Below are 21,427 nucleotides of genomic sequence, written 5' to 3'. Positions count from 1 at the left end.
GCTTTTGCGTCTCCGAAGGGTGGAGCTATGTCCGCAACGTTACCAGCGGAGCTAGAGCCATATATCATTGCTGGTTCCCCTGCAGAAAGCCTTCATGCAGCTACAGCTGCGGCGGAACGGGGCGAATTCGGTTATGAGATTGTGGCCAAATTGGCGGCCGTCATTGCGCGAGGCGATGAACCTCGTTTCGCAAAGACGAAGCCGATTCCTCTGCATGTCCTCGAATACATTCGTCAGCGCCAGGACCAGATGCCTCCGATGCAGGCGATCTGGGTCGGTTGCCGCGATGGCCTGTGGTCAGTCGAAGTCGCAGAGGCGTTCTGCGAAAACCAAGTCGCACTGAGCGAGGCCAAGAAGCGGCCTGCTCCACGTGGCGTCTATCTCACTCGGAACCGTCGCAAGAAGCGCATCCTGCCAAGGACTGACGGCATGTTCGTGCCGAAGATGTCGCTCGACGCGCTTTTGGACGGCTTTGTCCGCGATGGGGCAAAAACCTGCCTCGCGTTGTTGCTGTCAAAGGCAGGTAAGGCAAAGTCCTTGATTACATACACGTGCTCGATTGCGACGCAGTTGGGACGAACCACACGCACGATCCGCAACTATTTCATCGAGCTTGAGCAGGCGGGGCTGATCCGCCGCAGACCTGGCAAGGCTCCTAACACCGTTGAGATCAGCTTTGCAGACGCCTGCAGGCCGGAGCCATACAAAGAGCCATTGGACGTCAAAGCGTTCAAGTTAGCTCGCCGCGCGACAAACCCCGTCCTTCGTCAGCTGGCTGATGCGCTGACCGTAATGTCGTGGAAGGCGCATGAGGCAGAACTGTGCCTAGAAGGGGGGCGGAAAGAAATTTCCGCCTTTAACCCAGATTCTATTCTGAATCGGAGAGGTGACACCCCAAAGGTCGTCCGCAACGGGGTAACGACCCACTCTGCATTGACGACTTCGCGTCCGAAAGCGTTCTTCAGGCGACTGTCTGTTCCAGTTGAAAGGTCGCAGGCTCAGGAAAGGGCTAGTTCGGATAGTTTTTCGTCAAGGAGAGATACCTCGCCCATCGAAAGTTCGCGTCCTGCATTGAGGGAAGCTACGAGGAGTGCCGAACTTTCAGCCACCCCGAGAAACGCGTTTACGGCTGGGCCACCTGAGTTGGTAGCCTTCAGGTCTTGATGCAGCATGAGGGCGCTTATGATCTTTTCGGGCGAATCTTCTTGCTCCTTCAGCCTCATTGCGGCGGAAAGGATGTGATCGGGTACGTCACCGTAAAGGCTGAAAACTACTCTCTGGTAGAGATCCACGAGCCGATCATTCGCGAAAGCGGCCTGGTCGAAGCTGGTTCCGAAAAAGTCACCTTCAGCAATTTCGCCTTTGGTCGGGAAGCGGGTCACGTTTAGTTCGCGAGCCAGCGTGTCCGCGAATTCTTCAGCTTGCTCTCGTTGGTCGGCCGCGAAGAACGCGGTGTTCTGTTTGTGCCGTGGGGTTCCGAGGAATGGCTGGACGATCAGACCTGCATCGCGCCCCTTCGCTTCCGTCACGACCCATGTCGGCTCTGGAGTTGTACGAAAAACTTCTCCCTTGAAGAGCATCAGGTTTTCAGTTGCCTTCGACAGCTCCGACATCAGTGCCTGTACGTCATCCGCCTTGAACGCAGATATCGGCTGAGGGTTTGGATAGTCAGCACTCATGAGAGGTATCGACTTATCGAGCATCTTCGTCAGACCTGCATCGCTGCAATTCTGGAGAATTTCTGCCGTGTCTGTGTAGAAGCGGTCGTTCTCGACCCTCCTCCAGTAGGAGTTCTCGAAGTCCTTGATGTCGACGATCTTTGGGATGTTTCGATTGGGACCTCTATGGAGGATCGTCACCCGCGCATAATCCAGAACAGAGTTTTCCTCGATTGGGTCAAGTTCACGGATCGTGACGTCGACGGAAAGGAAACCGAAGGCGTGCTTTCGAGCGTGCTTCGCGAGCGGGAGTGTAGCCCGAAGGCTAATGGTTTTTTCCGTCATAGCGGTCCCTGTCCTTACATCTTCATCGTGTTGGTGGTTTCGAGCTTTTCCTTCAGCACGGGACCTGTGCCTTTGGTCCAAGAGACCAGATCTTCAACGGTGAACCAGCCGTAGTTTGCGGTATTCGAACTGGGGTTGAGCCAAAACATCACTGGGTGTTCCGTTGCCTTCTTCTCATCATCGAATGCCCAGCGTGGAGACAAAGCAAAATAGCCGAATTCGCCACGGCCTTTGACAGTATCAAAAATCTCATAGATGCCAGTTGCCTTTGCAGCTTCCATCAAGCGCTTGTGGGCAAGATGAGCATTGAGAACGTCATCCTTCACGGCTTGTGGTACCAATGAAGGGATCGACAGGTTGAGGCCACCGCCGCCGAAGGGATTTGCTCTGCCGCCCATATGTGCTGAGAAATCGCCTGCAAGTAGTGCAGCGTGCAGTTGTTTGATGAACGCGCGGGATTCATCAGAGAAACCTGCGACCTCGAATCCTCCGCTGTCGAAGGCTCCGTTCATCTTGGTGTCAGATCGTGTGTCGCTTTTCCCGCTAGGCTTTTCGTCAGGATAGCCGAAACGGAGCCTCGCAACGGTGCCCTTCACTTTACTGGCCCGATGGGTCTCGGTATTCCATTCGTAGTAGGTCTCGATTTTTGACGATGCTACGGTCAGGCGACGCACGCGATCCTTGGTGTAGTCGTCTGCCGCCATGGTGTAGCGGCCAATGCCGTCCTGTTCATCGACAGGAGCTTCCAGGAGCATATGGATGCGCTCGATGCCCCATTCGTGTTCGGCGCAATGGTCGGCCTCAAGATGGACCGCATATGGGTTGCCATTTTCGTCCTTGATCAGCCTTACGCTCTGTGCTCGCCGCATATTACCCTCGTCTTTCTGGTTTGAAATTAGTGTAGCTATCAATTCTGCAAATTACCACGATTTCTAAGTCAGGAATTTCGTCAATAATTTTGCAAATAAACCCTTGCCAATGTGGGAACAAATCTACACCATCATAATTGTAGTGCTGGACAATGGACGTTGTTGGCGCTTCACCGATGGCATGGCCCTGGCAATTATTCAGTTGCCAGGGCCTCTTCCTTTCAGCTTGTTGCTTACAAGGTGCCTCCCTATCGTGATTTCATGGATAGGAGTCCTGGTCGTGGAACTTATATTTGAATTGCCAGAAAATAAGGTCGTTGGCGTGCAAGGGCGTGTCAATAAGGCGGCGTTGCGCGCTCGCAAGAGCGGTTTGCCTGTTCCTACCATGAATGTGGATCAGGTGATTGAGCGTGAGCATTACGTTCACGACGCCCTGGCTCGGATCAACGGGAATTCATCCCAGACTCGACGCGTAGTCTCTCGAATGGCAGTTGTCAGATTGGCAAACTTTTCGCCTGACGTGGGAGATTTTTCTTTCGTTGGCTCTCGATATTACAAGCGAAATAAAGAAGGTGCTATTGTCACTTCGAATTTCGGTTGTATTCCAGTTGAAATTGGCTGTCGAGACAAGCTGTGCTGTGACCATTGCGGATATAGTCGTAACCGCTCGATTTCGTGGGTCTTACAGAACAACAAAGACAATAAGCACTTTGAAGTCGGTTCGAGTTGCGTGGAGGCATTTACCGGATATCGTCTCGGGAACGCCTTTCACGAAGGACTGCAGGAAGTCGGCAAGATTTTGCACTCGATCAAACAGTTCGCTGATGAGAATCCTGAAGCCGATCCAATGGCTTTTGATGAGGACGTGCGCCTTGTCCTCGCGGTTGCAATCCGGCACGTCAGCGATCATGGGTTCGTCAGCTCCAGCCAGGCCAAGCTGGATTTCATCGACGCTTCGTGGCGTCATGTCATGACGGATCTCGTAAAATATCGTCGAGATGACCTCGGTGATGACGAGATTTTGGTTACAGAGGCAGATTTTCTCGCGGCCGACGATCTCGTCCAGCATTTCGTCAACAATTCCGACCGAGATTTCAATCGTAATGTCGTGGCGTCGACAATGAAGAAATATGCCAGCATGCATGATGTAGCCATGCTTACCGCTGCCGCCAACTCTTACGTGGAAAAGCTGAAGCGTGACCAAAAAGCCGCCAATGTTCGTTCTCTGGTTGAACGGTCACTGCCAGTACGCGACGTCGGTGAACGTTTTGAGTTCGTCGGCAAGGTGTTCAGTGTCAAAGAGTTTGCGGGGAACTATGGCATGGTCAGCTACATCACCCTGATAGATGCCGATAACAACCTCCTGAGCTGGAAGGCGAGCGGCACTTCAAAACTTGATCAAGGGGAAGCTTATGTCCTTCGTGGCACCGTTAAAAAACATCGCTTGTGTGAGCGGGGATATTTTGAAGGTATTCCTGAAACGGTGATCACGCGCGTGGCAGTAGAGCGAAAGCTTGGGCCTGCGTCGTTCATACCAGCAAACGATGTGTCCACATTGTCGGCGGATGACGAGGACGCGCTCGAAAGCCTGCTCGGCACGATGAATTTTTGAGGAATGCGTTTGATCCTTGCAAGACGAAGAATGATTTTATTCTTAGAACCCCGCCTAGGTGGCGGAAGCGAGAATTGGAGATGATGATGGCCGGAGACAATGCGAAAGCATTTTTTGCATATCAGAGGGAAATCAACACAGTGATGCAGCAGCGTTTTGGTGTTACATACTCTGACGTCAAAAGCGACCTGCATGATGACAACCAGCTGATTAAGACATCGTTTGACAATGGTGTTGCGGCCCCTGATCTCGCGCAGGACATCGGTTATCAGTCTGGATTTAAGTCGGTAGACGAAAAGGGAGTTGACTACGCGGCCGGATACAACCGCATGAAGGCGGCGCTCTTGCAATTCGCATCCGAAGACAACCAATTTCGACGGGGCAATGAAGGGACGCTGTTCCTGCCTTATGATGGAGGCGTTGCCACTCTGTATCCGGTTCATAAGGATGACAGCAACCGTTGGGCGTTCCGCGCAGAATTGCGTGATGGTGCAACACTGACGCCGTCAATGCTCGAAATCGTCAACGAAGGTGTCGTTCGCGAGAGTTTTGATGGTTGGGATATAGAAGCTTCGACGGACTGGGTTCAGCGCAATGTCGTTGCAGTTGCATTCGACGCATCTTCTCAGTCTGATGAAGAAGAGCTTGCTTCTCCTGGGTTCTACCGGTAAGAAATACCTGCGGATCGCAAGACCGTCTCAATATCTCTCCCGTCTGTAACTCTGACGATTACAGACGGGCTATTTGCATCTAGCGTTCCCATCACCTCTACGCCTGGAACCTTGTATAATCTTTCTAGCGATGACTGATCGAAGGACTCCAATCGATATTCGGTCCAGCCATCATTGAAACGCTGGCCTGTGATCTCAACCTTGTCTTGGGCGACAGCGATCTCGTTTGGCTCCGAGTACCCGCTGAAGATTTCATCGATCACCCCGAGGGCGGACTCCCGTGTAGCACCAGATGAGCTGACAAATCTCCAGGCAGCGCCTTCTCCTGACACCCATCCTGCGACTGCCACTTGCTGTGATGCGTCTTTAACGGCAACTGCGATAGCGGGTGCCTTGTACTTTCCAGCGAGCTTGTTCAGCGCGTTGACATCCATGTTCTCAAGGTGCCACCCGAGAACCATCCGTTTGTCGTCTGCATCGCCAGTGATGGCTACCGTCTTCGTCCCAGAAGGGGTTTGGCGCGGGACGATCCATTGTTTGAGCCAATCGTCATCCTTGTCCCAAAGAACGATGTCTCCGGCTTCGGATCTCCGAGCTGGGATAACCAGAACCCATGATTTCTTTGAAAGCGAAATGTAGGATGCCTCATCCGGCCACGACCCCTGTGGAGCAGCGTGAGCAGTCGACAGCGACATCAAGAGACCTAGCAACGCGAAGGTACAGCGCATTTTCACTCCAATTTTGATCTGAGACTTCTCAGAAGATATTCTTTGCTAAATAATTACTCAATAACACTAATGCCGGAAGGGCCGAAAATGAACATCGATAAACAATTTTCGCTGATTACACGACGAGGATTTGTAGCAGGGCTAGGCGCATTGATGTTCATGACGAAGGCATTTGCTCGTGTCGGATGGTCCGCATCGCCTGAATTATTAAAAGCATTCCAGGCCATGCCTCATGTCCAGGATGGGCACGCAGCGAATGTGGTCTATGTTCTCACAACGCCATGGTGTCCACAATCTCCTGAACTTTACGAAGCGAGCAGAAGTGTGATTGAGAGCGGCAGAGTGACTTTTGCATGGATACCATTTTCTGGAGGACAGCCTGAAGGTAGTAATGCGGTGGAGAAGATTATGGCTGACCCGCGTTCTTCTCCTATTTCTGAGATGTTTCAGCCCATAAAGATGGGGGCAACGAAAGGGGAAACGCCTTTAGCCGACAGACAAGATCACCTTGTAGCGACGACACTGGCTTCATTAATTATCAGGGACACTGGGATGGGGATAAAAACGCCTACGCTTGTATATTCAATTGGCTCGCAAATCAGGATTATTCCTGGTGCTATTGATCGTGGCGATATTGAAACTGTTGCTGATTTTGCGACTTAGAAAATGCTGATTGCGAACGCCGTTTAAAAAAAAGTGACTTTGCGGAGCAAATTCATTTGGTGGCGTTCGCAATTTAAGGCGAATTAAATCGGTATTATTCGAGTCCGAAACATTGGGACTGCATGGAGCCGATAGCGCGACCAGGAGGGCATTGAGTGACTTTACCCTCGTTTGCCAGATAGCTTGCAATGAGTTCTTGGTCAGTAGGATGTCCTGGTTTCAGTTTGTATTTCTTGCGTCGACGACGCTGAGCCATTCCGTTGGGGTGGGAAGATCGAGAATTAAGGCCCTGCATGCTTACTCCAGTACGGTTAGATGTTGATTTAATGGTTGAGGCGCTTAAGGCGCATGAAGGCTTTAATATCCCTTTTAATTTCGTAAATCAAGCGATTTTCCTTTGAAATTCGCATTAATCTCCCATGAGAGATGAGGATTTTTGGTAATTAAATAAATGCTTGAAGGATTCCAATTGATTAGTCAGAATCTTTGGAAAGGCTGTTGCCGGTGGATGAGTGGCTTTAAAATCCGTCCATAGGCAGTTTTATGAAAGGGATTCAATGTCCCAGAAACAAATGCGTGGCCCTGAGGGCAGACAAGAAATTAGGGCTATAGATCTCGCTAGAGACGCTCGGCCACTAAGTAAGAAAATTGTCGACTGGCTGAAAGTCCCTCAAAATTTGGCGACCTTTCTGCTATTCTTTGCCGCGCTCGCATTTATCATCCCGGCGGTTGCGGATTTCTGTCTGATTTTTGCATGTTTATTTACGTGGTTTGGTTTGAAGCAAGAGGAAACCTCGCCGCTAAAATTGCCTATTCAGTCAAAAATGATGGATGCGAATGAGCGGCATCCTGCCACGTCCAAGCCTTCGATAGCACAGGGCATCTTTTTCTTGGGTAATGAACTAAAAACGGCAAAAGAGGTTTGGCTTACCAACTCTGACTGTCGTCAGCACTTTCTTGTTTTGGGTACCACTGGTGCTGGTAAGACCGAAGCGCTACTCGGCTTCGCAGCTAACGCCGTCGCTTGGGGTTCCGGTTTTCTCTTTTGTGACGGTAAGGGTGACGTTGCTCTCTTCTCGAAGGTTTATGCTTTGTGTCGTCGTTTCGGCCGGGAAGACGACCTCCTCGTTCTCAACTACATGACGGGCAACCAGGACATCGGCGGCGGTGGCGGAAAACTCATGTCTAACACCCTGAACCCGTTCGCCACTGGTTCTTCGGACACGCTTACTCAGATGGTTGTCGGCCTTATGGATGATGCTGGCGGCGACGGTGCGATGTGGAAAGGTCGCGCTGCAGCCATGTTTACGGGTGTCATGCGTGCTCTCACCTGGCTGCGTGACAATAACTATATCGATCTCAACGTTTCGGAAATTCGCGACCATCTCCAGCTGAAGCGCATTATCGACTTGGCGGATAAAGACAAGTACCAAGAGATGCCGCCTTCTATCCGAAAAAGCATTCGGTCGTATATGACCTCACTTCCTGGCTTTCAGGAAGACAAAGGATACAAGCAGTCTCAGACGACACTCGACCAGCACGGCTATCTGGAAATGCAGTTCACCAAGATTCTTGGTTCTCTTGCTGACGTTTATGGACACATCTTCCATACGCCGTATGGTGAGATCGATATGGCTGACGTTGTGCTGAATCGCCGTATCCTTGTTATTATGCTTCCTGCCCTCGAAAAATCACGAGACGAAATTGCTAACCTCGGCAAGATCGTCGTGGCCACGTTGAAGGGCATGATGGGTGGTACCCTCGGTTCTGAAATTGAAGGCACTTGGGACTCGGTCGTTGTTAACCGCCCAACCAACTCGCCTAGCCCGTTCATCGTGGTTCTCGACGAAGTGGGTTATTACATGGTCGACGGCATGGATCTCATGGCTGCACAGGCTCGTTCGCTTGGTTTCTCGCTGATCTTCGCGGGTCAGGACATCAACGCTATGAAGAGCTTGAACGAAAAGGTTTTTGGTTCGGTGCGCGGTAACACCAACACCAAGATCATCATGAGAACTGAAGACGAGGACACTGCAGAACTTGGTGTCAAAGCTGCAGGCAAAATGTGGCTAGCCCGCATGAAAAACTTTGATGGCAAGCCTGGAGAAGTTGGCGGTCGCTCTTATCGGGATGACATGAAGGCTGGTGCCGAAGAAGTTGATCGCATTAATCCGCTCGACCTGAAAGATCAGGACGAAGGTGAAATGCACATCATTCATAAGGGCTGGGTTGTCCGAGCAAAATCGTTCTACGCGAATCCAGAAGGCGCAGTTAACAAAAACAATTTGAAGCTGAGAGCGAACTATTTCATCACGGTGGCAAAACCTGATCGTGAAGAGATCGAAAAACAGCAAAAAATGCCTGAAATTATCGCAAAAATGGCTGATCCAGAATTTGCGAAGCAGGTCAAAATCATGGCTGCCAATGCGATGCAAAATATCGCAACGGATACTGACATTGGCATTATCGCGCATTCGCTGAAGGAAATTGAATCCTCCAAGCGTGCCCCGGCTCACCGTGCAGATATCACCTGTATCGCTTATGCAAAGCTCAATGCCGAGAACCGCAAGACGTCACAGGCTTATGCGCGTGAGATTGGTGCGGCTACTGGGGCAGGGATGCCTGGTGAGCACAGTGTCCCACAGGACATCGAGAATATTCCGTTCGATGATGGCGCAAAAGTTCCTAGCGAAGGGCGACCAGGAACCGTTCGTCGCCCACGGCCAGAATCTATGCCCGAAGAATTTAGCCCTGAGCCGGAAGAACAGGGTCGACCGCCATTTGCTTCGCGCCCACGGCCGATTAATAGCGGTATGAAAAAGGATGTTCCTCATGGCACTGAGGTCGGGGGAGATATTCAGAAGATGACGGATAGAATGTCATCGAACCAAAATGTCCTAAAAACCTTGGCAGCTCTGAATTTTGATGAAAAAGTAGAGACTAGAGAGAGCGTTGATAGTTATATCGAAGAAGCTCTTTCATCGGACGATGGTGATGAGATTGAGGATGATTTCGATTTCACGAAGAGTGATATCGCGACTTCTGCAACTGCATCCGCCTCGGCCGTACATGTATTTAACGACGACGGAGATGACGGTAAGGACGACGACGGTGGTGACGGTTCTTGGGACCCGAACAGTGCGCCTGTAGAAGACTTCCTGACCTCCCTTCTGCAGGATGAGGACGATTAATAATGGCCACAGGTATTGGTGCCGCTATGGCTGGCGGCAAGAGGGGAACAGGGGCGGAACGACCTAGGCAGCACGCTGATTGGTATCCGACCCCTGACGAAGTCACAGAAGTGCTTATTCCTCATTTAAACCGGGTTCAGGGGCCAATATCCGAACCATGCTGCGGAGATGGTGCTTTAGCAAAAGTTTTGGAACGCCACGGCCACGAGGTTATCGGCACAGACTTGCATTATCGAGGCTATGGCGTCGGGCACGGGCCGGAATATGACATCATGAAGATGGAAAAACTCCCGGCTCCAAATGTAATTACAAATCCGCCCTTCAATATTGCTGGACCAATTATCAAGCACGTCCTTTCTTTGAAGCCCGATTATATGGCGATGCTGCTTAAAGCGTCGTTCTGGCATGCAAAATCGCGACATGCATTATTTGAACAGCATCCCCCTTCAAAGATAATTGCACTTACATGGCGTCCGGATTTCATGAATTTAAAGCGGCCAACCATGGAAGTAATTTGGTGCGTGTGGGATCGTGGACATAATGGTCATACAGAATATGTCTTGGCTAAAAGACCTCCTAAATCTCGTAGAAAATCTTCCGAATCCTAATATTTATTGGGTTTCCGGTTGACATGTCTGCATAGAAAAATCAGCATAAGAATGTCACTGGAAATCCACATTTTGCAAGGTTTTGAAATGGCTCATGAAAATGGGAAAATAGCCATTCTATTTAATGGCCCTCCGCGTGCTGGCAAAGACACTGCCGTAAATGCCCTCGTCGACACGATTGTTGAAGACTTCGAAATCATTAAATTCACAGGCCCTGTCAAAGACCTTACGCATCGCAATCATGGGTTTGAGTGTGCTCAAGATGCGTTTGAGATGACAAAGGACACCCCCTTGGGAGTGTTTAACGGGATGACTCCTCGTGAAGCTTATATCGCGACATCTACTAAACTAAAATCTGAGAAGGGTGAAGATGCTGTCGCGAAGCTGTTTGTGGAGGCTGTCCACAATTCGAGCGCGTCTGTTATCCTCAATCCAGACGTCGGGGATGACATGGAGGCACTGGCTGTCGCAAATTCACTTGGTAGGGAGAACGTGCTGGTTCTGCGGATTCACAAGGACGGTCATGATTTCTCGAATGACTGTCGGACTTGGGTGCAGTCTGACGAACTCACGATCATTGACATCGTGAATGAAGACGGCAAGCGTCGTGAGTTCGAGTCTGAAGTGGCAGCCCGTGTTCGAGGCTTCCTGGAACGCGTTCTTGAGAACCGTAGCGTCTACGCTGCTTGATGTGACTTGTCTTCGTGGCGATACATCAACCTGATATCGCCAACGGAGCTTCCTGATCTCTTGAGGGCTGCATAGGCAGCCGCCTCGCAGGCCAGCTGTAGCTCACCTTCGAGCCTGTCAGCGTAACGATGTGGGATGCGGATCTCCTTCTTCTGGCCGTCGTACATTTCCTTCATGAGCCATTTGTAGAGAGCACTGGTCGGTTTAGGCCAGGTGATCCATGCTTTCCCAATCTCGCCATATACGCCGATCTTGGTTCCCGTCTCGGGATCGTTGATGACGAATTGAATCTCTTGGTGAGATGCCAGCCACTTCTCCCCAGCCTCATTGGCGGCGTCAATCGCTTGCTTGTAGATTGACGACAGGAGCTTGTCCGCGAGATCAGTTAGTCCCTCGCGTTTTTCTTCTCGCTCCTTGATGGCTTCGCCGATTAGCTCATCTGCCTGATCGCGGGTGAGACCACGGTTGCGATGACTGATACCAGTTAGCTTCTGCAGGAGGAATTGCTGACGTTCTGTCGCAGCCAACATGCCAAAGTTACTGAGGCCGACGTTCCAATATTTGCCGCCTGATCCATATCTTGCCATGAAGCAAAAAACTCCGCATTTGAATGTGCGGAGTTTTAAATCACATCACTTGATATTTGTCAATTAACCGAAGGTAGGCAGGCGAGAAATATCATATTTACGGCCAGGAAGAACAAAGACCGTTGGATGGACGACAGTCAGTTGTTCAGCGATGATTTGACCCAGCTTATTCCAGTCTCCTCCTCCGAGATCGGCTCCAATCATGGGCATGGATACCTCGGAAAATCCTTCTTCGAAACTGGTTCCGGGGATGCCGTCTTCTGCGGCTTGATTGACATGCCTCATACAGGATTCGAAAGCTTCATAGCTAATGTGCTGCTTCCCGTCCCGTCCAAATGTCGGCTGCGTAAGGCAATTTCCGATCAGCACTCCACGTGCTTCAACCCAGAGCACTGTGCCAAGATACAGATTATTATTCTTGAAAGCTGAATAATAGGCGTTTGCCGCTTCGGGATACAGGTTCTTCAGGACCCCAGCGAAACCACTGCCGAAACCACCCTTCATGTTGCATCCATGAAGAATTACCTTCGGGTTCGATTTAAACAGGTCGCCTTCTATGTATTTCAGAGCCATTCAGTGCTAGTCCATAACGAGAATGATGCGATCTTGGTCGGTGCAACCGGAAACTTTATTCGCGGTGTCGGCAAGGTCAGAAGGTGTGACACTCTGACCGTTCAGCTTGAAGAACCTCGGGCCGAGTACCTTTACATCTTGCCCGTCTTCGATAAGCAAATCAATGATTTCTTTAAGGTTCATCGGACGAACCTTCTTGCCTGAGCGATTAGCTTCGGTGACGATTGCTGCAGCGGAACCAAAGACTCGATGCTGAGTAAAGGCTGGGTAGATTTCTCGCTTCTGCTGAGGCTGTACGCTTTTTATGGCTTTCTTGCGCGGCTTTCTCTTCTTAGGGTTATCCCCAGCAAGGTATTCGGCTGGAACTCTGATGAGGATGGTATCGTCGACGACTTCTGTCCCAACCGCTTGCTGGGAAAGCTTCACTTCCTTCAATCCTAGAGTGGTGGTTGCGGCCTCAAACGCATGCTTTTTGTCGTTCTTACCTTTTGCAGCGGGTATCTTTATGCGGCCGTTTTCGTCCGCATAAATGATAATGCCTTCTTCAGTAAAGCGAGCAGAAACGCGGTCACCTTCCTTGATCGAAATTTGCTGTGCCATTTCAAGTGAAATAGATATTCGACCATACCAACGGCTGCCGTCGCCACGAGCCGTAATAGCGATTGTTCCATGCGATGTTGGCATTATTACCCGCCAATTCAGAGTTATTAACACTAAGCTAGCCCTGTAAAAAACGTTTCCGCAAGTGGCCTCACCAAAATAATTTCAATTTACATCTGGAAATTTGACCTCTTCATAAATAGCAGTCATGATTTCGAGGTGAAAATGGGGTCGAAAAATGAAGAAAGAAATTCATGATTTGATTGAATGCGTCAGGGCGCTTGGCATCGAGCTGACGGGAAATCCTGCTCCGAAATGCATTCGAATTTCTGGCGACACCAGTGAGTTTGCGGACAAGCTGAAGCAGGTCCAAATTGCACTTGAAGCCGTGGATGCATCAGGTGCGGCGTCTGACGGGAAGGATGTTGATGGTCCAGAAGGTATCAATGATCCTGTCAAGCTTAGAGCAGCGATTGATGGGCTGCTTCGTTTCGTGCAAGTGAAAGGTGACTTCCTTGCCGAGGCTGACGCTATCGTGCGTGACGCTCTCAATCTTGACCAGCCTGAGAACACAAAATCGAAAGGTGGTCTGCCGTCGTTTACGCCTTCGCGAATGAAAAAGCGGCGTGGAACGTATAAGCCTCGCCTCAATGTTTTTCCTGAACGGCCTGGGGAAGCGAGTCTGAATGATCTAAAGAAAATCGTTCATGAGATTTCTGTTACCGAAAGTCTTCTTGGTTCGACCATTGCAAAACCAGTTCAGTCTGCGCTTCGATCCCAGGCGAAAGCTTTTGGCAGGCCGCCTGGGATGTAATTTCAGTCAATAGCTTCGCTTATAGAACTCGGCATCGATCAGCGGAGCCATTGTGATAACCGCAAACAACGTTGGGAAGCCAATTCCTGAAATCATGGAAGCTGCAGTTATTATCGATCCAATAACCGCATATGGAAGTTTCCAAGAAATTCCATATTTCTCGGTTTGGCTTCGTTGAACGATCCGAAAGCCTTCGTTCATATCGAGGTCGTCCTCGGCTTTTTCTCGCTTCAGAAACTCCGGTATTTTGTGAACTGCAGATGGCTCTAATGTTGGTTTGGACGGCAGAGCCGAAGTCGCACCTTCGGCTGCATTTTTAACGTCGAGGGTCTCTTCATTGAGAAGCTTCGTGAGTATCCCTTTCATATCCATCATGTCGTCAACGGGCGATGCCGATTTCGTTTCATGAGGGGGTAACGGGACTATTGCGTTGGCTGTCTTGAGTTCGGCCGTCGCGGCAGGTTTTGCGACGGGGATGGTGACAGACGTATTTCTCGCCTTCATAGCCATCGCTTCGCGAACGTCCTGTTCAGCCATTGCGAAGTCTTCTTCGGAGAAGAGAGGGGAGTTCAGACTGCGTGTCATTCTATTCTCCTCGTCTTCTCTGAAGGATTAGGCGGCCTCTGGCGATTGCAGTAACGGCTCCATGTTCTTCTGGGTCTGTTTGAGCCATTCCATCATTTTGCGCTTGTGGACGCGGGTCGTGACCATGTCGAAGCCAGCAGCCTTTGCGATCTTATCTGATTCATGGACGATCTGAACCATGTCGAGGTTCATCGCCTTGCCATGTTCGAAGAGGCGGCTGTCGCAGTAAGGAATGTCGACTATGGTCAGCTCGCCGCGCTGAGCCATTGCCTGAATTTCCTTGTAGCTTTCGCTGTTGGTATAGGGGTCAAAGCCGCTGTAACCCACCATCTCATTGAGAACGATGAAATAGTTGGCGCAAACACCAAGAGTGTTGCGGGCGTCCACGATTGCCGACAGTGCCGAGCGAAGGGCCTGCTCGTCGGGCGAAGCGCATGCAACGAACTGGATGTGGATGCCGTCTTCAACAGCGAGCTGGGTGATGTCGCAGTGGCGGACCCAAGCCAGAAGTGAGGACGTGACGTTAGCACCGAGATCGGTCAACGACGCGCCTTTGGTCCATTCGATGTAGGCTGGATTGAAGAAAGCTTCAGCCTGGTGTGGTCGACGGCTAATGTCCTCAAGGTCGGGTGTCGCTGAGAGCGAAACATTGATGCGATCCTTACCCAGAACGGACGACAGTTTGCGCTGATTGTCGACTTCGATGACCTGAAGCGGGAAGCCTCCCTTGTCGTAAATCAGGGTCATGATCTGCGCGATCATGGACTTGCCGACGCCGCCCTTGTCTGAGCCGATAATTGTGCTGATCTTTTTGGTCATTACTCGTTCCTTGGTGTTGGATATTTCCCTGAAATTGTGCACCACACATTTTCTCTGTCAATAAAAATGTGGACAGGAATCAGGAAAATCAAGAAAAAACGGATTATTGCGACAAATTCCCTTCCCGCTTACAATTTTTGTCGAAATAAGGAGTTTTCATGCCGACCGTAGACTTTGGTTCCGTCACATTATCCGTTGATGCTGACCGCATAGAGGTGTTTTTCCCATTCGAACATGGTGAGCTTAGAGGGACGTCCAAGCGATTTAAGGGTCAATTTAACGGGGACAGAAAATCCTGGGTGATTATTCCAAGCCTGACGAAGAACACCGAAGAGAGTGTTGTTGAGGCCTTCGAAAAGGAATTGTGGTCGCATGCCCCCAATGGCTGGCGAGAGGCGGTCGGGAAGTTCTCTGCTTTTGCATGCGTCTCAAAGAAATATGCGATCAAGTTTGGTGCTGGTGGTCTTCGGATCACACTTCCAGACGGTCATGTTGCGAACTGGACGCTGCATGAGATGATGAAGCGCAAGGGGCGGCAGCCGCGTGAGACGACCTGGAATATTCCAGCTCGTGACGCAAACGCCAAGATCGTGATGCCTCTGATCAAGCGCATGGCGGATGAAGATAAGGCTGTCTTTGAGAAAGCCACAGAACCCTACGTCGGTCGCACGACCAAGGGAACCCTGCACCTTCATCCGGAGGAAGCGGACCAACTCGGCCTTGTCGTTGGTAATATGGTCTTCGCTGAGTTCTCGTTCGTGAAGGCTGCTGATCCGACAATCGTCCCGATGCCCATCCACTGCTGGCCATTTCTCGTCACCGCACGCACCGATAAGCCAGGGCAAGGGTACGATGAGTTGGAATATGGCGTCGAAATCACATTGACATATCCAGAGACGGGCAAGGGGCATTCAGCCGTTCGTAAGATGATCGCGGCAAATGGTGAAGGATATCCGCGCCGTCTTGATGCGCCTGACGTCCTCGGCAAATGGCACTCAAGAAATCGTCGATGAATTCATAAAAAAGCTGGCTCCCGCCAGCTTTTTTATGTTTCAGGTATGGACGATCAATACGGAATAGAAATGTCCTCATTATCGAATACCATGATCTGGAACTCACCAGTGTCGTCGTTTGTCGACGCGCCAGCGCTCTCATAGGTATCCTCTGTTGCCACGCCAGTTTCAGCGTGAAGGATGGCAGCTTCAGCGCCCAGATCTTCCTTTTCGACCTTTGCCTTGCCCAGTGTTGACCATAGCTTTGAAATCGCCAAACGGGTTTCAGCTTCAATCAGGCTGATCCGGCTTTCCTTTGACCCTGTCTTGTCGTCCTCGTATGTCACTCCACTCGGCACCGAGACCGGAACCTGACGGGTGCGCAGATTGTTGGCCCGCAGATGCTCGATGGCCTCTGGTGGCGTCGACATGAGAATCGCAATCGCACTTTCGAGTGCATTTTGCTCTTCAATCACGCGACGAGCATCATGGGTCCCGAGTGCGTCTTCGATTTTATCGACCTTGCGACCCATGGCGAGAGTTTGTGGCAGCGGCGTCGACAATTGCTCCAGCGAAACCACGGAACTTTCCATGTGCTTCTCGATGGCGTTACGTAACGCCTCGTCGCGATCTTTTAGATCAGCCCTTACGAATGAATGCCCTGTTTCACCAGATTTCGTTTTCCAACGATAAGATACGATCCCCCAAGCTACGCGACGGTCGATTTCACCCGTTTTGTCATTCATGCCAAGCTGCTTCATGAAGTAGCAGACACGTTCTTGAGAAGCGAAGAGATCGTCACAGACATCCGCCGCAATACGAGAGTCCAGAATGCCATGCGAACGACGCATCGCTTCCCAAACTGAGCCTGTGTTTGCCTTGACCAGGTCTTCCATGTTGATCAGATCGTCGACGATCACTTCCTCAGGGATAACCGACGACAGGCTAAACCAGATGGGAGCCATACCTTCACGATACACCGGACGCAGACGACCGAGGAACTGCAGGAGTTCTTCCTCGCGGTACTGACGCTGGATCATGCGACCCCACTTGCCTGGAAACATCGGTACGGGCATGTTGATGTCGTGGCCGGAGCGCATCTTGATGCGTTGCGTGCCAGTTGGAATTCGCAATGGTTGGTTATCGCGGCCGAGGCCTGTGCCAAGGCTGTCGAATGGCTTTTCCGGCTCATCGTCATCGTAAGTCAATGCCGCAACCAGACCGTCAAGCGTACGAACTGGAAGCTCCATTCGGCCTACCGAGATCGCTGCAGAATGGTACTTTGCAAAGTCGAGACCGCGCATAGCGCCAAAGTGACACCAATCGACGTTGTGTGGCCCTTCCCAAGCCATGTTGACAGCACGTCGTACGAGGATCGATCCGCCAGCAACTGTGCGGCTCCATCCATATAGAGCTGATACTGCGCTGATTGCGCGGCGAATGTTCGTCAGAATTTTCGCTGACGCCTGCTTGTCTTGTGCAGATGCACTTGGTGGTGCGATTACCGAGGAGTTCGAATAGGTTCGATCTGCGATAGCAACCGTTCGCACGTTAAGTGCGGCGGGAATGTCATGAACTTCGACTTCTTTGCCGGACCAGATTTTGCTGATCATTTCAGGAGCGGCAGACGCGTCAAGGAGGAGCATTGGGCGGTTTACCCAGTTTGGGGTGTCGCGCCACGAGATGCGGATTTTTGGATGTGGTTCACCATTGGGGCGAACATCTTCCACGTACTGGATACGATAGTCTCGGTCGCCCTTGGTTTTGCGTTTGAAATTCGGACTCAGTCGCTCGTTTTGGTATTCTTCGAGGCGCATGAGATAGCGTTCCTCGACAATTTTCCAGAAGCGATGCTCTTCACGAACCTGTACGCCAGTTGGCTGGGAGCAGAGAACGCGCAGGTCCTCCATATCGATGTCTGGCGTAATGTCACCGTCGCGTTGCAGGGACGCGCCACAGGTACGCAGAGCTGCCTTGATCCAGCTATGAACCTCGTCAGTTTCAAGCTTGCGTCCGTTGAGCGGCTCCATCTGTGCCTTGAGAAGCTCTTCAGCTGGGTCCTTATTGGTCAACAGGGCACGGTTTACGATACCAGCTGCACGTAGACGAAGCGGGTTGAACGATGTCGGGTCTTCGCCAGCTTCCTTTTCCTTCTTCGTGAGCTTTGGAGGCTTACGAGGCGAGGTGAAGATGTCGAGGTCAAATTCAGTCGTGTGCAGGAAGAGGTGATGAATGCGTTCGTCGGCCACTACGGCGCGGACGTGCTTCAGCTCGTCAGGAATGTTTAGAGCCAAGAACGCGTGCGGCAAGAAAACGACGTGAGAGTTCTGAATCTGCTCCTTCTGTGTGATGGCAGGGCATCCTTCGTAGAAGGGGCAAAACTTGGTATCCATGATCGTTTTGCCGTTATCATCCTTCTCCTTGGTTGGGATATCAGCCTTGCATAGGCGTGACGTACCCATGCCTGCAGCCATCGCGATTTCCATCTTCTCTTTCATCTGGCAACCAGCGCGCAGCTTGCCCTGATAGAGCATGGTTGTCAGGCCTGCATCTTTGGCATCCCGACGAAGTTCATCGATCTTGCCCGCTAGTGCATCTGCGTGGATCAATCCCATAGATTCTGCCTGAGCACGCAAGTCTTCATCACTCAGAGTGGGATCGAGGTTCAGCACCTGAGAACGGTGGCGGAGTTCTTCGATGTTGTCGTAGGTGGGCAGGAGGAACAGCACGGGGCAACGGCCTTGGTGTTCGATCTCACCGTCTGAGCCATAGATCGTATATTCTTCCTTGGTGCGCGGGTCTTCTGCGACGAACGAAATGCCGCGCGACGTCTTACCAGCACCCGTAGGAGCCTTGAGGATGTGGATGCGTGATTCGCGACGATCCATGTCGTAGACTTCATCCCAGAAACTGTTGAACGCCTTTAAGAGGCCGTCCTGAACGCTTTTTGCGATCCGTGTACGGTCTTCTTCGATTTTGCGCTCTTCGAAAGCTTCTTGGCTGTGGCCGAGCACTTCAATTCGCATTGGACGCCTTTGGTTAGGCGCGTTTGGATTGAAATTTGGAGATGTCGGATCGACGAAAGGTGGCAGAAAATCGAGAGAGTCACCTTCAGGATTGCGAGGCTGCGCAGGCACATAGTCACGAGCGGTAGACGCAATGATATAATCGCCCTGGCTGTCGCGAGCTGGAACGAACGGCTTGATTTGGCCAGCCTTCATCTTCTCGGCAGTACGATTTACCTTGGACTTGGCTTCGCGAATAAGGTTGTTGCCTTTCCAGCGGCCTGAGCATTCTGCAGTGTCGATGAATTGTTGAACGACAATCTTGACGAGAGTTTCTCTGCCCTGAGGTGTTGTCGATGTTCCTGGGTTTGCCGTCACGATACGAAAAGCGAGGCGTGTCAGATAGGCTTCACGACCGTCAACAACCTTGCCGTTTTCATCTTCAGTCCAGTCCTTGGCACCCGCAGCGGCACGGATCTTTGGGACGTTGATCTGGGCATCTTCATCCCATTCCCATGTCGCCATGGGTCCGTCAAACGAAGCAGACTTCGAAAATTGACGCAGGCTGTCGACGGCATCGAAAAAATCGTTGATTTGCTGCGAAGTCACGAGCGGTGCGTCTTCAGGTCCGAAGAACTGAGGATTTGCGTCGAGCCATTGGAAGTAGCGACCAGTTTTGTGGTGCTTGCCATAAAACGTCATTGGCTTGCCGTCAGAAATGACTTCGAGGCCTTGATCGACATTGTCTGGATTTTCAGGTGTGTCGAATGGCACGAATTTTGGCGAGCGGTTTGGAATCTCGTCATCTGGGTCATGGCGATAGACCAGAGCGATCTTGGGCCAGTTACCAATACGACGGAATGGCGTGTAGCCGAACATCTTGTCCGCCAGCTCCTGAACCTGACGGCTCAGTTCTGGCTCCACAATATCGACGTCGAGTACGAGGGAGTAGCCACTACCAGCCCCGAGAACGACAGCCACGTTGAGGCTTGGACACTGCGCGGTCCACTTATCGAGTGCAGCATCGGTCGGGAGCTGGGTCGCCAGTTTGTGATCTTCCGACCACTTGATCATTCGACCGTCAACGGTGCCAGGGCGACGATTGCCGTCGATCTCCTGAGGGAAAATGGACCAGCCCGCTTTGACCATGTCGCGAGCGACCGCGCCAAAGATCGATTCATTGGGTCGATACATGTGCTCGACCGCTGTCTCGAATTCCTTGTCAGCGTCAGAAGGGAGGGCCGCTAACAGCTCCTCCGGAATTTCGTCCTCGTCAAACACGGGGATGTCGTCGAGATTTTCATCATCAAACTCATCATCAAAACCCATGTCATATTTGTCGTTATTCAAGAAGTTCTCTCCGAATTTACCCTTGGATAAATGCCCATTTAGTGCTTGTTTGTCAATATTTTTCCCGTAATAATTATTGTGTTTTTCGGGGATTAATCGATAATGCCTGATAGTGAAGCTTTATGGAAGATTGAATGTCGGAGACTGCAGGTTCAATTTGGGACGATGAGTCGTGGGATGTCGAATGCCCGCCGTCTATCCCTTTGAATCTATGGGAAATGGTTCCCGAGGAATATCGCCGAGAATTTATTATCGAAGCAGCTTTCGCTCTGCGTCGGGGGATACATCCTATCGATACATTTGAGGAAATGCTTGAGGAAAAAGGCATTCAAAAACAGGTCGTTGAGGCTCCTGCTACGCCCAATTTCGACGATGATGAACCAGTTAGGCCGACAGGTCGGATGAGTTTTGGGAAGGCAAAGCCGACCGCAACTGCGCCGATGGAAAAGCCGAATGAGAACCCATCTTCAAGACAAAATGGCAACGCCATGCCCCAGCAAAATAGCGCGGCAGCTAAATTGTGGCCTGGCAAACCTGCAACGAATAGTTTGGCTTCACGTCCGACAAATGCGATGTCAGGCACAAATCCAAGTTTGGGTAGACCAAGTGTAAATTCTATAAAACAACCAGCTTCGAGACAGAATAATTTCGACCGCCCTGCCCCAACCGGATTGGCATTGAAGAAAAAACAACAAATAATTGTGGATGATATTGGTGATACGTTCTGAAGGAGAATTTCGTGAATTTCAGAATGCCTTTTGTTATCTCAATAGTTGCTCTCGTAGCTGGATGCTCGGTCGGCATGGATGTTCCTGTCCCTCCAGCTAACGTCGGCCCCTCGGTTCAAGCTCCAAATGCTGGATGGGAACCATATCAGATGCCCCCAAAGGACGAACCAGAAGTGCGTCAGCCGAAGGGCTGGAGGGGAGACTCGGCATGGAGATATCCGCCCGCACCTGGTTCGCAGGATGACGAGCTGACGGTAAAGCCTGTCCCCGATATGGAGCGCAGCTCTCTTCCAGATGTTCAAGCTGACAGCGGAGCCAACGAGTTCGCAAACGTCGCCT

18 protein-coding genes are annotated in these 21,427 nt (G+C 51.2%); 9 read left to right on the top strand and 9 right to left on the bottom strand.

Annotated elements, in window-relative coordinates:
• Positions 1 to 998: 998 nt before the first annotated feature.
• Both QU595_RS13480 and QU595_RS13475 read right to left on the bottom strand, forming a co-directional pair.
• Positions 999 to 2,003, bottom strand: coding sequence for a hypothetical protein (locus QU595_RS13480; RefSeq protein WP_315922774.1), 1,005 nt, complete (start codon positions 2,001 to 2,003; stop codon positions 999 to 1,001).
• Positions 2,004 to 2,017: 14 nt separating this feature from the next.
• On the bottom strand, positions 2,018 to 2,872 hold the full coding sequence (locus QU595_RS13475; protein WP_315922772.1) for a hypothetical protein: 855 nt from the start codon (positions 2,870 to 2,872) through the stop codon (positions 2,018 to 2,020).
• Between the two features lie 280 nt (positions 2,873 to 3,152).
• On the opposite strand from QU595_RS13475, the gene QU595_RS13470 reads away from it, so the two are divergent.
• Positions 3,153 to 4,484 carry a hypothetical protein gene (locus QU595_RS13470; protein ID WP_315922770.1) on the top strand — a complete coding sequence of 444 codons (1,332 nt, stop codon included), beginning with the start codon at positions 3,153 to 3,155 and terminating at the stop codon, positions 4,482 to 4,484.
• Positions 4,485 to 4,570: 86 nt separating this feature from the next.
• Positions 4,571 to 5,155: a hypothetical protein gene (locus QU595_RS13465; RefSeq protein WP_315922768.1), complete on the top strand. Its 585-nt coding sequence runs from the start codon at positions 4,571 to 4,573 to the stop codon at positions 5,153 to 5,155.
• Here QU595_RS13465 and QU595_RS13460 read toward each other — a convergent pair.
• Positions 5,146 to 5,883, bottom strand: a complete 738-nt coding sequence (locus QU595_RS13460; RefSeq protein WP_315922766.1) for a hypothetical protein — start codon at positions 5,881 to 5,883, stop codon at positions 5,146 to 5,148. The two genes, QU595_RS13465 and QU595_RS13460, sit on opposite strands and share 10 nt — an antisense overlap.
• 87 nt (positions 5,884 to 5,970) lie before the next feature.
• Between QU595_RS13460 and QU595_RS13455 the strand changes: the two genes are divergently transcribed.
• The 4 genes from QU595_RS13455 to QU595_RS13440 all read left to right on the top strand — a co-directional run bounded on the left by QU595_RS13455 (position 5,971) and on the right by QU595_RS13440 (position 11,035).
• A complete protein-coding gene (locus QU595_RS13455; protein WP_315922764.1) occupies positions 5,971 to 6,546 on the top strand; it encodes a hypothetical protein in 576 nt (191 codons plus the stop codon).
• 557 nt (positions 6,547 to 7,103) lie between these two features.
• Positions 7,104 to 9,737 carry a TraM recognition domain-containing protein gene (locus QU595_RS13450; RefSeq protein WP_315922762.1) on the top strand — a complete coding sequence of 878 codons (2,634 nt, stop codon included), beginning with the start codon at positions 7,104 to 7,106 and terminating at the stop codon, positions 9,735 to 9,737.
• A 2-nt stretch (positions 9,738 to 9,739) separates the two neighbouring features.
• On the top strand, positions 9,740 to 10,345 hold the full coding sequence (locus tag QU595_RS13445; protein ID WP_315922760.1) for a hypothetical protein: 606 nt from the start codon (positions 9,740 to 9,742) through the stop codon (positions 10,343 to 10,345).
• Positions 10,346 to 10,396: 51 nt separating this feature from the next.
• Positions 10,397 to 11,035 carry a hypothetical protein gene (locus QU595_RS13440; RefSeq protein WP_315922758.1) on the top strand — a complete coding sequence of 213 codons (639 nt, stop codon included), beginning with the start codon at positions 10,397 to 10,399 and terminating at the stop codon, positions 11,033 to 11,035.
• Here the strand turns inward: QU595_RS13440 and QU595_RS13435 are convergent.
• The 3 genes from QU595_RS13435 to QU595_RS13425 all read right to left on the bottom strand — a co-directional run bounded on the left by QU595_RS13435 (position 11,023) and on the right by QU595_RS13425 (position 12,879).
• Entirely contained in the window at positions 11,023 to 11,622 is a 600-nt protein-coding gene (locus QU595_RS13435; RefSeq protein ID WP_315922756.1) for a hypothetical protein, read from the bottom strand. The two genes, QU595_RS13440 and QU595_RS13435, sit on opposite strands and share 13 nt — an antisense overlap.
• Positions 11,623 to 11,685: 63 nt before the next feature.
• A complete protein-coding gene (locus tag QU595_RS13430) occupies positions 11,686 to 12,195 on the bottom strand; it encodes a macro domain-containing protein (protein ID WP_315922754.1) in 510 nt (169 codons plus the stop codon).
• 6 nt (positions 12,196 to 12,201) lie between these two features.
• On the bottom strand, positions 12,202 to 12,879 hold the full coding sequence (locus tag QU595_RS13425) for a hypothetical protein (protein ID WP_315922752.1): 678 nt from the start codon (positions 12,877 to 12,879) through the stop codon (positions 12,202 to 12,204).
• A 154-nt stretch (positions 12,880 to 13,033) separates the two neighbouring features.
• Here QU595_RS13425 and QU595_RS13420 point away from each other — a divergent pair, with 154 nt between their 5' ends.
• On the top strand, positions 13,034 to 13,609 hold the full coding sequence (locus tag QU595_RS13420) for a hypothetical protein (RefSeq protein WP_315922750.1): 576 nt from the start codon (positions 13,034 to 13,036) through the stop codon (positions 13,607 to 13,609).
• Positions 13,610 to 13,615: 6 nt separating this feature from the next.
• Here QU595_RS13420 and QU595_RS13415 read toward each other — a convergent pair whose 3' ends face one another.
• Together QU595_RS13415 and QU595_RS13410 are read right to left on the bottom strand one after the other, a co-directional pair.
• Positions 13,616 to 14,194 carry a hypothetical protein gene (locus QU595_RS13415; protein WP_315922748.1) on the bottom strand — a complete coding sequence of 193 codons (579 nt, stop codon included), beginning with the start codon at positions 14,192 to 14,194 and terminating at the stop codon, positions 13,616 to 13,618.
• 27 nt (positions 14,195 to 14,221) lie between these two features.
• Positions 14,222 to 15,013 (bottom strand): hypothetical protein, encoded by a 792-nt coding sequence (locus QU595_RS13410; RefSeq protein WP_315922746.1) that lies wholly within the window; start codon positions 15,011 to 15,013, stop codon positions 14,222 to 14,224.
• A gap of 158 nt (positions 15,014 to 15,171) precedes the next feature.
• Here QU595_RS13410 and QU595_RS13405 point away from each other — a divergent pair, with 158 nt between their 5' ends.
• Positions 15,172 to 16,026 carry a hypothetical protein gene (locus tag QU595_RS13405; protein WP_315922744.1) on the top strand — a complete coding sequence of 285 codons (855 nt, stop codon included), beginning with the start codon at positions 15,172 to 15,174 and terminating at the stop codon, positions 16,024 to 16,026.
• Positions 16,027 to 16,079: 53 nt separating this feature from the next.
• On the opposite strand, the gene QU595_RS13400 is transcribed toward QU595_RS13405, so the two are convergent.
• Positions 16,080 to 20,360 (bottom strand): hypothetical protein, encoded by a 4,281-nt coding sequence (locus tag QU595_RS13400; protein WP_315922742.1) that lies wholly within the window; start codon positions 20,358 to 20,360, stop codon positions 16,080 to 16,082.
• Positions 20,361 to 20,494: 134 nt separating this feature from the next.
• On the opposite strand from QU595_RS13400, the gene QU595_RS13395 reads away from it, so the two are divergent.
• Entirely contained in the window at positions 20,495 to 21,088 is a 594-nt protein-coding gene (locus QU595_RS13395) for a hypothetical protein (RefSeq protein ID WP_315922740.1), read from the top strand.
• Positions 21,089 to 21,427 lie beyond the last annotated feature (339 nt).

Origin of the sequence: Mesorhizobium sp. SP-1A (assembly GCF_032460275.1) — a bacterium.
Lineage (GTDB): Bacteria > Pseudomonadota > Alphaproteobacteria > Rhizobiales > Rhizobiaceae > Mesorhizobium.
The sequence above is the reverse complement of the archived record's forward strand: the minus strand, read 5'-3'. Positions and strand labels throughout refer to the sequence as shown.